Raw genomic sequence first — 12478 nt, 5'->3', positions numbered from 1 at the left:
GTTTTTAAACCTCTTTCTTGATAGGCGCGAGGCGGATGCTGAGGTCGCGCAACTGCGCCTGCGAGACGTCCGACGGCGCGTTCATCAACAAATCGTAAGCCTGCTGGTTCATCGGGAACATGGTGATCTCGCGTAGATTTTTTGCACCCACGAGCAGCATCACAATGCGATCGATACCGGCAGCCATGCCGCCATGCGGCGGAGCGCCATACTGGAACGCACGATAAAGACCGCCAAAACGCTCTTCCACGGTTTCACGCGAATGTCCGACGGACTCGAAAGCCTTGACCATGGTTTCCGGCAGGTGGTTACGAATACCGCCGGAGGCGATTTCAAAGCCGTTGCATACCATGTCGTACTGGAACGCCTTGATGGTCAGCGGATCCTGATTTTCCAGCGCATCCATGCCGCCCTGCGGCATGGAGAACGGGTTGTGGGCGAAGTCGATCTTCTTCTCGTCTTCCAGCCATTCGAAGAACGGGAAGTCAACAATCCAGCACAGCTTGAACTGATCGCGATCAACAAGGTTCAATTCCTCACCAGCGCGGGTGCGGGCGGCACCGGCGAACGAGACGAACTTCTTGGGATCTCCGGCCACGAAGAATGCCGCGTCGCCATCACCAAGACCGAGCTGAACCCGCAGCGCTTCGGTGCGTTCCGGACCAATATTCTTGGCAAGCGGACCGGCACCCTCAAGCGCTTCGCCTTCCTTGCGCCAGAAGATATAGCCGAGGCCTGGCTGGCCCTCGCCCTGTGCCCAGGAGTTCATGCGATCGCAGAATGCGCGCGAACCGCCTGTTTTGGCAGGGATTGCCCAGATTTCGACCTTCGGATCGTTGGCAATCATATTGGCAAAGACTTTAAAGCCCGAACCGGCAAAATGCTCGGTCACAGCCTGCATTTCGATGGGGTTGCGCAAATCTGGCTTATCCGAACCGTATTTGCGCATGGCATCATCATAGGCAATGCGCGGGAATTCCTGTGTCACTGGCTTGCCTTCAGCGAACTCTTCGAACACGGCGCGCAGAACGGGTTCCATGGTCGCCAGAACATCATCCTGTTCGACAAAGCTCATTTCGATGTCGAGCTGGTAGAATTCGCCCGGCAGGCGGTCGGCACGCGGGTCTTCGTCACGGAAACATGGAGCAATCTGGAAGTAGCGGTCGAAACCGGACATCATGATCAGCTGCTTGTACTGCTGCGGTGCCTGCGGCAGGGCATAGAACTTGCCGGGATGAATGCGGCTCGGCACGAGGAAGTCGCGTGCACCTTCGGGCGATGAGGCCGTCAGGATTGGCGTGGAGAACTCGGTGAAGCCGATATCGGTCATGCGCCGACGCATCGCAGCGATGATCTTGGTGCGCGACATGATGTTCTTGTGCAGCGTATCGCGGCGCAGATCGAGGAAGCGGTACTTCAGGCGGATATCTTCGGGATAATCGAGTTCGCCGAACACCGGTAGTGGCAATTCCTTGGCTGCAGAGAGAATTTCGATCTCGCGCGCGAACACTTCGATTTCGCCGGTGGGCATGTTTGCATTGACCGTATCATCCGTGCGGGCCTTCACTTCACCATCAACGCGGATCACCCACTCGCCGCGCACGGTCTCGGCAAGCTTGAAAGCGGGCGAGTCGGGGCTGGCAACGATCTGGGTCAGACCGTAATGATCGCGGATATCGATGAAGAGAATGCCGCCATGATCGCGGACGCGGTGAACCCAGCCGGAAAGACGAACTGTCGAACCGACGTCGGATTTCCGCAGGGCGGCGCAGGTATGGCTGCGGTAACGATGCATGATATGTGCCTCTGAGATGCTTGATACGTATTGCCGGAAGGCCGTGAATAGCCTCGGCTATGATCAGGAATTTGCGCGGACAAGCGCATTTTGACGGCGATTTGTCAAGATTGCGAATTGCCGGAAGCGGCATTTGTCAGGCGGGATACATCATATAGCAGTGATGGTACACGTAGAGGTAACGAAGAAAAGCAGACAAGCGAGACAAATGCTTTTGCATTCGCTATAGAAAATTCATGACCATGATTACAACCACAGATCAGCTTGACCAGGCTGTAGCCGCCCTTTCGCAATCCGATTTCGTCACTGTCGATACGGAGTTTATCCGGGAGACAACGTTCTGGCCGGAACTTTGCGTTATCCAACTGGCCTCGCCTGATCACACCGCCATTGTTGATGCCCTCGCCCCGGGTCTCGATCTCGCGCCGTTTTTCAAGCTGATGGCGGATGAAACCATCGTCAAGGTTTTCCACGCAGCACGGCAGGATATCGAAATCATATTCCATCTCGGCAATCTGATCCCGCATCCGGTGTTCGATACACAGGTTGCCGCCATGGTTTGCGGTTTTGGTGACGCTATTGCCTATGATCAGCTGGTGCAGCGGGTGAACGGTGCACAGATCGACAAGTCGTCACGCTTCACCGACTGGCGCCGTCGCCCGCTCTCGGACAAGCAGCTGGATTATGCGCTCGCTGACGTCACCCATCTGCGCGACATCTATCTCTATCTCAACAAGAAGCTTGAGGAAGAGAACCGCAAGGATTGGGTTCTCGATGAGATGAAGGTGCTCACCGCACGCGAAACCTACGACATGCACCCGGACGATGCATGGAAGCGCTTGAAGATGCGTTTGCGCAAGCCGCAGGAATTGGCCGTGCTGCGCAGTGTGGCCGCATGGCGCGAACGGGAGGCACGTGAGCGTAATGTGCCCCGTGGCCGCGTTCTCAAGGATGACGCGATTTATGAAATCGCCCAGCAGCAGCCACGGGACGCGGAGGCAATGAGCCGCTTGCGTACGATTCCAAAGGGCTGGGAGCGTTCCAGCATGGCAACAGGTCTGATCAATGCGGTGAATATCGCTCTCGATCTGCCGAAAGAGGACATGCCACGCCTGCCGAAATCCGTGCAATCTCCGGAGGGAGCCGGTGCAGCGGCGGAACTATTGAAAGTCCTGTTGCGGCTCGTAACTGAAGAACACGGCGTTGCCGCCAAGGTTGTGGCGACCACCGATGAGATCGAGCGTATCGCTGCGGAAGGTGATGCAGATGACATTCCTGCCTTGCAGGGTTGGCGCCGCGAAGTCTTCGGTGAAAAGGCGTTGCAGTTGATCAATGGCGAGCTGTGTCTCAAATTCGAGAACAAGAAAATCCGGGCTGTCCCCTGCGCTGACCAGTAAGACAGCCTCAAAACACTGCTTTCATTGTTGCGCGATAGTTCGGCCTGCACCGAAGTATCAGCCTGCCAAACCCGGCTAGCATCGGCACATTGAAACCCATGTTGATGCGAGGCAATGATGTCCGACACCCCGAGCCAAACCCTTTCACTGACAAGGGAGCTTCTTCTGCTTGCGATTCTCGCAACGCTATGGGGTGCGTCCTACACATTCATCAAAATCGGCGTGGAGACGATCCCGCCAATCACGTTCATCGCCGCACGGACGTTGATTGCCGGTGGCCTTCTGCTTGCCGTCATCAAGATGCGTGGTCTTTCGCTCCCGCGAGATCCGGCAATCTGGAAACGCTTTCTCATTCAGGCCTGCATCAACAGTGTCATACCCTTCACGCTGATTGCCTGGGCCGAACAGACAGTAAATGCCGGTCTCGCAACCATCCTCAATTCAACAACGCCGATCTTCGCTTTTCTTTTAACCGCGCTGATTACGCGGCATGAGCCTGTCACATCACGCAAAGTTTTTGGTGTGGCGGCAGGTGTGATCGGCATTTCGCTGATCATCGGGCTTGAAGCATTCAACGGCGTTGGCAAGGAACTTTTGGCGCAGCTTTCCATTGTGGCCGCGACAATTTCCTACGCTGCCGCTGCCATCTTCGGCAAAGGTTTCAAAGGGCTCGATCTCGATGATGCCGGCGGCTGGTTCGATGATCTGCGGTGCAATCATCCTGATCCCGGTCAGCCTCGTCGTCGACCAGCCATGGACATTGGCGCCTTCCGCGCACTCGCTTCTGGCTCTGCTTGGCCTGTCAGTGTTTTCGACCGCCCTCGCCTTCGTGATCTATTTCCGGCTGATTCATACGCTGGGTACCGTGGGAACGACAGCACAGGCCTATCTGCGCGTGCCTATTGGTGTTGGCATTGGCGTCCTCTTTTTGGGCGAAAGCCTGACATCGACGGCGTGGATCGGCCTTGTCTGTGTGATTATCGGCGTCGCCGCAATGACCTTGCCCGGACGCAAACAGGCGGCTGTTACAGCCGCCTGATACAGCGATTATTTGCCAATCGCCATTTTCAGAGTCTTTCCCGTGAGCTTGGCCAATTGTTGCAACCGGCCCTCCGGCACATCGCCGATAAGGTCAGCATTCTTGGCCGCCACTTCCAGAAAGATGCCGTCCGATCCCTGTCTCCAGGAAAGATTGGGTACAACCCCAGCCATGGACGCGGAGAATGGGTAGACAATCCGCATGATCGCCGCGAGGATTTTGGAATATTCGAGCAATCGTGGACTGGCGAGCGATGCGAGTTCCGGATCAGCAGTGCTGTTGGCAACACCTTCATGGCGAAAAAAATTGGCCAGCGCGATATAGGCACGGCCCGGATGATCAATGCCGACAAAGGCCGCGTTGGAGATCATGTTCAGCGCCTGCGACCCGCGATAATCGGGATGCGCACGCCAGCTGATATCGGCGATCAGGCAAGCAGCACGACGATAGCGTTTCTCGTCTTCGGTCTCGCTGTATCCGAGTGCTGCGAAAGCCTCACCACTCCAGTCCGCTAATTCACGGGCATAGGCGGGTGAGCGGGCACGCAACACGGCAAGTTCATCGGCGGCCGAAATAAGCGGATCTTCCAGTCGCTCGCTTTCGGAAAGCAGCGAGAAAAGAAAGCCTTCACGCACACCCAGCGCCGAGAAAACAACCTTGGACGGTCGCATCTTGCGGATCGTCTCCAGCAAGGCGATGGCGCCATAAGACAGAAGCGCACGGCGGTTCTTCGAAACATCTTCGATGCCGCGCATATTGTCGAGATTGCCGTCCGCAACACGTTTGAGGAAGCGCTGGGCTTCCTCAAACGGTATTTCATAATGGTGCATCACGTGCAGCGGATAGTGCTCGGCACTCATATGCAGCTTGGCAAGATTTCGCCATGTACCGCCGACAGCGTAAAAGGCGCGGCCCTTGCCCTTGACGAGCAGCTTGGCCGATTCCAGCGTTTTCTTGGCAATGACTTCTGCCGCAGCGAGATCGCCGTTGGACATGTCCTGCAGACGCAGACCGCCGAGCGGCAGGGTGATACCGTCGCCGATGGTACGGCCCTTCACATCAACAAGTTCTAGGCTGCCGCCGCCAAGATCGCCCGCGATACCATCAGGGTCATGAAAGCCTGAGATAATGCCGAGCGCGGAATAATAGGCTTCTTCCCGGCCAGACAGAACCTTGATCGGCTCGCCGAGGACGATTTCGGCCTGTGCGATAAAGTCTGGACCATTCTCGGCTTCGCGGGCTGCGGCTGTTGCCAGAACATCGAGCGAGCGAGCACCCGCCTGATCCGCGAGCGCACGAAAGCGGCGCAGAGCCCGCAAAGCGCTCTGCACGGCCTTTTCATTCAACTTGCCAGTTTTCACCAGACCCTTGCCAAGGCCGCACAGAATCTTTTCATTGAAAAGCACCGTGGGCGAGCGGGTCACACCTTCATAGACAACCAGACGTACAGAGTTCGAGCCGATGTCGATGACACCGGCCGGATGACGCCCCTGCACGCGTCCTTGTGCTGCGGATATCATGCAGTCTTGTTTTTCGCTGCTTTGGATCGCTTACGGTGGGCGATCAAGCGTGGTGCTGAAGACTTCAGCGACTTGCCGCGGCCGGACAGGCTGGGATTTGTCATGAAATATTCCTGCGCGTTAAAAGCATCTTCTCCGTCTGCCGGTGCGATCCGGCGTGACGTACCGTCTGCTAGTAACTCGTAACTCTGCTGATTGTCGAGGAGGTTAGCCAGCATAATCTGTGAAAGAAGCTGTTGATGCACAGTTGGATTGGTGATCGGAACCAATGTCTCGACACGGCGATCGAGGTTGCGCGTCATCATATCGGCGGAACCGATATAGACGAGCGCCTTGTCTGAGGGCAGTCCTGCGCCGTTACCGAAACAGAAAATGCGGCTGTGTTCAAGGAAGCGGCCAACGATGGACTTGGCGCGGATATTATCGGAAAGCCCCGGCAATTGCGGACGCAGGCAGCAAATGCCGCGCACGATCAAATCAATTTCCACGCCATGTGCGCTGGCTTTGTAGAGTGCATCAATGATTTGCGGATCGACCAGCGAATTCATCTTCATCCAGATCGATGCTGGCCGGCCAGCCTTGGCGTGTTCGATTTCCTCATCAATGTGCTGGAGGATACGCGGGCGGAGTGTCGTCGGTGACACGGCAATGCCCATTTCGCCAGATGGCTGGGTATAACCGGTGATGAAGTTGAAGATTTGCGCCACGTCACGGCCAATGGACGGCTCGCACGTGAAGAACGACAAATCGGTATAAATCTTGGCCGTGATCGGATGATAATTGCCTGTTCCAAGATGCACATAGCTGCGCAGCTTCTGTTCCTCACGCCGGACAACCAATGACATCTTGGCATGCGTCTTCAATTCGATGAAACCGAAGACAACCTGTACACCGGCACGCTCCAGATCGCGGGCCCAGCGGATATTGGCTTCTTCGTCAAAGCGCGCCTTCAACTCGACCAGCGCTGTTACGGACTTGCCGGAATCGGCAGCGTCAATCAGGGCCCGGACAATCGGGCTGTCATTGGATGTGCGATACAGCGTCTGCTTGATGGCAACCACTTCCGGGTCACCCGCAGCCTGACGCAGAAACTGCACGACGACATCGAAAGATTCGTAGGGGTGGTGAACAACAATGTCCTTTTCGCGGATCGCAGCGAAACAATCGCCGCCATGCTCGCGTACCCGCTCGGGGAATCGCGGATTGTAAGGAACGAATTTCAGATCGGCGCGCGGAATGCTGACGATTTCGGAAATGGTGTTGAGTGCCAGCAATCCGCCCAGAACGCTGATACGGTTATCGGGAACACCGAGTTCCGTTGCCACGAAGGCGCGCAGGGCTTCCGGCATTTCATCGTCGAACTCGATGCGGATCACCTGGCCGCGACGGCGGCGCTTCAAGGCGCTTTCGAACAGGCGAACCAGATCTTCAGCTTCTTCCTCGACTTCAATATCGCTGTCACGAATGATGCGGAATGTACCGGCACCCTTGACCTCGTAGCCGGGGAACAGCCGCCCTGTAAACAGGCTGATGGCATCTTCCAGCGTCAGGAAGCGGAAACGTCCGGCATCATCAGGTATCTGGATAAAACGCTTCAAGGCCTGCGGCAAACGCAGCAATGCAGTCATCGGACGGTTGTCGATACTCCGGCTCAACAACATGGCAATGGTAAAGCCAAGATTGGGAATGAATGGAAATGGATGGGCCGGATCGATGGAGAGCGGCGTCAACACCGGATAGATCGTTTCAAGGAAGTGATCTTCCAGCCACAGACGTTCAGTTTTGGTCAGCTTGTCGGGGCGAACGATCTCGACATTTTCTGCCAGCATTTCAGTGCGCAACTCACTCAAACGAAGCTGCTGCGCCGCCTGAAGCTTGCTGACTTCATCCAGAACAAATTCCAGCTGTTCCTGTGGCGTGCGTCCATCTGGACTGCGCGTGGCAACACCGGCACGGACCTGCCCGGCAAGGCCGGCAATGCGCACCATGAAAAACTCATCAAGGTTGGCGGCGGAGATGGACAGAAACCGCAAACGTTCAAGCAAAGGCTGGTGGAGATTGTGGGCTTCTTCCAGAACGCGGCGATTGAACTGCAGCCAGGAAAACTCGCGATTGACGAAGCGATCGACACTCGTGTGCAGATCAGGCAGGTCGATGATGGCTTCGACCGCATTCGTGATGGCGGGTGACTGATCGTTCATTGTCATTCTCCGATTAGAATAGTCCCGTCAAACGCGGAATCACAGGGCACCTTAAAGAAGTCTTTTGACAGTTTGATAGCAGTCCTGCGGAAAACATGCGTATGGAATAAAAATCAATGCCACTAACAACTTACACCGGAATGGAATGGTTCTGCGAGGGAAATTCTGAACTGGGGTGAAATGGCCGGAGGAGAGCCGATCAGTGGTTTTCCGGCTGAAGAAGCAAACACTTGTGTCAGATTGCCTCGCTTTGGAGTGACGGAACCGATTTTCTTCGGGCGGAAATTGCTCTATGAGAGGTCAACACAAGGCGCATCGAGCAAGAATTCAGGAGCGACACATGGCCGGACACAGCATTCCTCATTTCCAGAACAGCGCTGGTCACGCAACCATCAGCATTGGCGTCAAGGAATTCATGTGCGTTGGGGCCAATGCACCATTCGATCATCCGCATGTGTTTCTTGATCTGGGCGATGACAATGAAAAAGTCTGCCCCTATTGCTCGACGCTGTATCGCTATGATGCATCGCTCTCTGCCAATGAGACTGTGCCTGCCGGTTGCACCTATGTGGACAAGGCCGCTTGATTGCAACTCCCGTCATCGATCTGAAGACGGCTCGCAACAGGCGAACTCCCAACCCTGACCAGATTATCATTGCCGGTGCCGGCATTGCCGGCCTGACGCTGGCACTTGCATTGAGCGCCAAGGGTTTTGCCGTTCAGATTTTCGAAAAGAGTGCGGTGCTGGCAGAAGCTGGCGCCGGTCTGCAGCTTTCACCCAATGCCACACGCCTTCTGGACCGCCTCGGTGTGCTTGAACGGTTGATCTCGTCGGCGGTGCAACCCGATGCCATTTGCCTGCAGGATGGTGTAAGTGGTGCAAATCTGTTGCATTTGCCGATAGGTAGCGCTGCCGAAAAGCGTTGGCATGCACCTTACATCGTCTGTCACCGTGCTGATTTGCAACGCGCCCTGCTGACCGAAGTGCGCAACCGTGCCAATATTGCGATGCAGCTTGAATCTGCGGTCACCCATCACAAAGACGATGGTCGCGGCGTATTGGTTCGCGTTCAATACAATGATCGCATTGAAGAACATCGGGGCGGTCTTCTGGTGGGAGCCGACGGTGTCTGGTCCAATATGCGTAACGCGATGTCAGACATGGACCGGGCCCGCTATACCGGTTCCATCGCATGGCGTGCGTCGGTTGCCATGAAACAATTGCCGGCATCCTTCAAGGGGCTCTTACCCTCAGGAATCAACGTGGTTGCATGGGCCGGCGCAAACGCCCACCTGATCGCTTACCCGATCCGCTCGGGCGAAACGATGAACTTTGTTGCTGTCGCACGCGACCGCAGACATAGCGGGCGCTGGGATGTCGAAATCAACCCTGATGCGCCAAGCCAAAACTTCGCAAAGGATTTCGACAACTGGCATCCCGGCATTCGCGAGATGGTGGCATCCGTTGGCCAATGGACGCCGTGGCGATTGTTCGAGATGAAGCGGTGCCGGTATCTGCTAGAGGACCGGCTTGTGCTGATCGGCGACGCAGCACATGCGATGACACCCTATGCAGCGCAGGGTGCAGCCATGGCCATCGAGGATGCCTGTGCGCTGGCGGACGTCCTTGGCGACGACCACCAGGCATGGCCGGCAGCATTGGCGCGTTACGCCAAGGGCCGGACCAAACGGATCGAAGCGGTCGTGCGGCGCGGTGCACTCAATCATCTGGCTTACCATGCCAGAGGACCTGTCGCCCTTGCCCGCAATCTATTGTTGCGAAACCGCCCGGCGGAAAAGTTCATCGCCGGTTTTGATTGGCTTTATGGTTTTGACGCAGAAAACCCCGATGGAAAAATCTGATTACCCTGAGCGGTATTGAACTGCTTCAGCGACCAGACAAGACTTTGCGGCAGTGGATTCCACAGTCCGGTCCGCAGATTGCCGGAGCGCAACACGGCGCTTGTCCAGGTATTGCAACCCGCAAGTGCGGTGAAATAGCCATTGGCTTCGAAGAACCGGTCATTGAGACCATAACCGGCGCCTTCGATCATCATGGCTTTCCCGTTTGTGTCCATCTGAAAACTATCAATCGTATGCTGGAGCATCGCGTCGAAGGCGGCGGGATCGACGGACAGTCTTTCGATCTGCGGCTGGTTTGTGTCAATCGCGCCGATGGGTTCGACATGCATCGTCGAGCGATCGACGGTTAGCCCTCGCATCAGCGGCATGAATTTGAGATCCGCCCAAGTTGGCGTTTCAAGATAAAAACTGCGCCCTCCCCAGCCGACAATAATCCAGGCAATACGCGGATCACTAAGCTGGAAGGTATCATTCGATAAGATTGAGAAACGGGCGAGAACGTCAGGATCAGCAGGAAACGCAATGTCCGTATGGATGGGATTGGAGAGCAATAAGACCGTCCGCCGGAGCGATGATTGCGTTTGCTCCGGAAAGGAACTCGGACGCGGAATCAGTGCACCACCCGTAAACAGCAAAACAGCGGCCACCAGGGCCGCTGCAATGGTTTTCAAAATGACGCGCAGAGTTCTCAATGCAGAATCTGGCTGAGAAACAGCTTGGTGCGCTCGTGCTGCGGGTTATCAAAGAAGGCAGCCGGTTCGTTCTGTTCAACGATCTGGCCCTGATCCATGAAGATGACCCGGTTTGCCACCTGACGGGCAAAACCCATTTCGTGGGTGACGCACACCATGGTCATGCCTTCTTCGGCAAGCTGCACCATGGTGTCGAGAACTTCCTTGATCATTTCCGGATCAAGCGCGGAGGTCGGCTCATCGAACAGCATGATACGCGGATTCATGCACAGCGAACGGGCAATCGCCACGCGCTGCTGCTGACCACCGGAAAGCTGACCCGGATACTTGTTCGCCTGTTCCGGAATCTTGACGCGCTCGAGATAGTGCATTGCAATCTCGTCCGCCTTCTTCTTCGGCATCTTACGCACCCAGATTGGAGCGAGCGTGCAATTTTCGAGAATGGTCAGATGCGGGAACAGATTGAAATGCTGGAATACCATGCCCACTTCGCGCCGGACCTCATCGATCTTTTTCAAATCGTTGGTAAGCTCGATGCCATCAACCAGGATCTTGCCGCTTTGATGCTCTTCAAGCCGGTTGATGCAGCGGATCATGGTGGACTTGCCGGAACCGGATGGTCCGGCAATGACAATGCGTTCGCCACGCATCACCTTGAGGTTGATGTCTTTCAGGACATGAAAATCACCATACCACTTGTTCATGCTGGTGATCTCGACGGCGACGTCTGTCTTGGAGACATGCATCAACGAACGGTCTACATGAATTTCGGATGGATCGACAACGTTTTGGGTCGTCATGAAAAATACTCCTTAGTGTTTATGTCCTGTGTCCAGCCTGCGTTCCATGAAAATGGAGTAACGCGACATGCCGAAACAGAAAATCCAGAAGACGAAACCGGCGAAAATCAGACCGGAAATGGGGGTTTGCGGCGATGCCCAATTGGCATCGTTAAAGTGCTGACGCACGGTTCCAAGCAGATCGAACATGCTGATGATGGAAACCAGCGATGTATCCTTGAACAGACCGATGAACGTGTTGACGATGCCCGGAATGACCATTTTAAGCGCTTGCGGCAGGATGATCAGGCCGGTTTTCTGCCAATAGCTTAATCCAAGCGGATCCGCGCCTTCATACTGGCCCTTTGGAATCGCCTGCAGACCGCCGCGCACCACTTCCGCCATGTAAGCGGATGCGAAAAGCGCCACACCGATCAGCGCACGTAGAAACTTGTCGAATGACACACCCGGCGGCAAAAACAAGGGAAGCATATAACTGGCCATGAACAGCACTGTTACCAGTGGAATGCCACGCACCATTTCAATGAAAATGACACAGAGCATCTTGATGACAGGCAGTTTGGACCGGCGTCCCAACGCAAGGACAATGCCTAGCGGCAGTGACACCGCAATGCCGGCGAAGGCAATAACCAGCGTGACCAGCAATCCGCCCCATGTAGCGGTTTCCACGTAGGTAAGGCCAAACCAGCCACCTACCAGCATGAAGAATGCGAAGAACGGGAAAACAAGGAAGAAAGCGATGGCGTTGGGAACCTTGAACGGCGCCTTTGGAATCAACAACGGTATCAAGAGAATGATAAATATGATGCCAACAAGGTTGACACGCCAATGCTGGTCAAGAGGATAACGGCCATACATGAACTGGTTGAAATTGGCATTCACATAGGCCCAGCACGCGCCCGACCAGCCGTCCGGCATCACGCCCCCTTGCGCAACCGTTGAGCAGACAGCGCGATCTGCCCCGGACCAACTTGCTTGAATAAACAACCAGTTGATCATTGGAGGCACGAACCAAGCCAAGAGGAAGATGGCGAAGATCGTCAAGATGGCATCGATCGGCGTTGCGATCAGATTAAGGCGTATCCACCTGACAATGCCGCGTTCCCCTATTGGCGGGGTTTGGCCTTGCAGCATTTCGGTACGAACGAAACTCAGATTGTTGTCAGCCATG

General features: G+C 55.6%; 9 protein-coding genes and 1 pseudogene. 4 read left to right on the top strand and 6 right to left on the bottom strand.

What is annotated here, in order from left to right:
* Positions 1-4: 4 nt before the first annotated feature.
* Positions 5-1795, bottom strand: a complete 1791-nt coding sequence (gene aspS, locus HB779_RS12315) for an aspartate--tRNA ligase (RefSeq protein WP_188342684.1) — start codon at positions 1793-1795, stop codon at positions 5-7.
* A 236-nt stretch (positions 1796-2031) separates the two neighbouring features.
* On the opposite strand from aspS, the gene rnd reads away from it, so the two are divergent.
* Together rnd and HB779_RS12305 are read left to right on the top strand one after the other, a co-directional pair.
* Positions 2032-3192 (top strand): ribonuclease D, encoded by a 1161-nt coding sequence (gene rnd / locus HB779_RS12310; RefSeq protein WP_188342683.1) that lies wholly within the window; start codon positions 2032-2034, stop codon positions 3190-3192.
* 117 nt (positions 3193-3309) lie between these two features.
* Positions 3310-4231 (top strand): annotated as a pseudogene (locus tag HB779_RS12305) (DMT family transporter).
* 8 nt (positions 4232-4239) lie between these two features.
* Here the strand turns inward: HB779_RS12305 and ppx are convergent.
* Together ppx and HB779_RS12295 are read right to left on the bottom strand one after the other, a co-directional pair.
* The gene (ppx, locus tag HB779_RS12300; RefSeq protein WP_188342682.1) at positions 4240-5751 is read right to left on the bottom strand and encodes an exopolyphosphatase; all 1512 of its coding nucleotides are present in this window, start codon (positions 5749-5751) and stop codon (positions 4240-4242) included.
* Entirely contained in the window at positions 5748-7952 is a 2205-nt protein-coding gene (locus HB779_RS12295) for an RNA degradosome polyphosphate kinase (RefSeq protein ID WP_188342681.1), read from the bottom strand. The genes ppx and HB779_RS12295 overlap by 4 nt, the downstream gene beginning before the upstream one ends.
* 340 nt (positions 7953-8292) lie before the next feature.
* Between HB779_RS12295 and HB779_RS12290 the strand changes: the two genes are divergently transcribed.
* Positions 8293-8538: a zinc-finger domain-containing protein gene (locus tag HB779_RS12290; protein WP_188342680.1), complete on the top strand. Its 246-nt coding sequence runs from the start codon at positions 8293-8295 to the stop codon at positions 8536-8538.
* A complete protein-coding gene (locus HB779_RS12285) occupies positions 8535-9815 on the top strand; it encodes an FAD-dependent monooxygenase (protein WP_188342679.1) in 1281 nt (426 codons plus the stop codon). The genes HB779_RS12290 and HB779_RS12285 overlap by 4 nt, the downstream gene beginning before the upstream one ends.
* Here the strand turns inward: HB779_RS12285 and HB779_RS12280 are convergent.
* The 3 genes from HB779_RS12280 to HB779_RS12270 are packed head-to-tail and all read right to left on the bottom strand — an operon-like array spanning position 9776 to position 12477.
* Positions 9776-10507 carry a TIGR02117 family protein gene (locus HB779_RS12280; protein ID WP_188342678.1) on the bottom strand — a complete coding sequence of 244 codons (732 nt, stop codon included), beginning with the start codon at positions 10505-10507 and terminating at the stop codon, positions 9776-9778. The genes HB779_RS12285 and HB779_RS12280 overlap by 40 nt on opposite strands.
* The gene (locus HB779_RS12275; protein ID WP_188342677.1) at positions 10504-11307 is read right to left on the bottom strand and encodes an amino acid ABC transporter ATP-binding protein; all 804 of its coding nucleotides are present in this window, start codon (positions 11305-11307) and stop codon (positions 10504-10506) included. The genes HB779_RS12280 and HB779_RS12275 overlap by 4 nt, the downstream gene beginning before the upstream one ends.
* Positions 11308-11319: 12 nt before the next feature.
* A complete protein-coding gene (locus HB779_RS12270) occupies positions 11320-12477 on the bottom strand; it encodes an amino acid ABC transporter permease (protein WP_188342676.1) in 1158 nt (385 codons plus the stop codon).
* Position 12478: the final 1 nt, after the last annotated feature.

The sequence above is a fragment of the Phyllobacterium sp. 628 genome (assembly GCF_014189505.1).
Lineage (GTDB): Bacteria > Pseudomonadota > Alphaproteobacteria > Rhizobiales > Rhizobiaceae > Phyllobacterium.
This window is presented reverse-complemented; position numbering and strand designations above follow the sequence as displayed.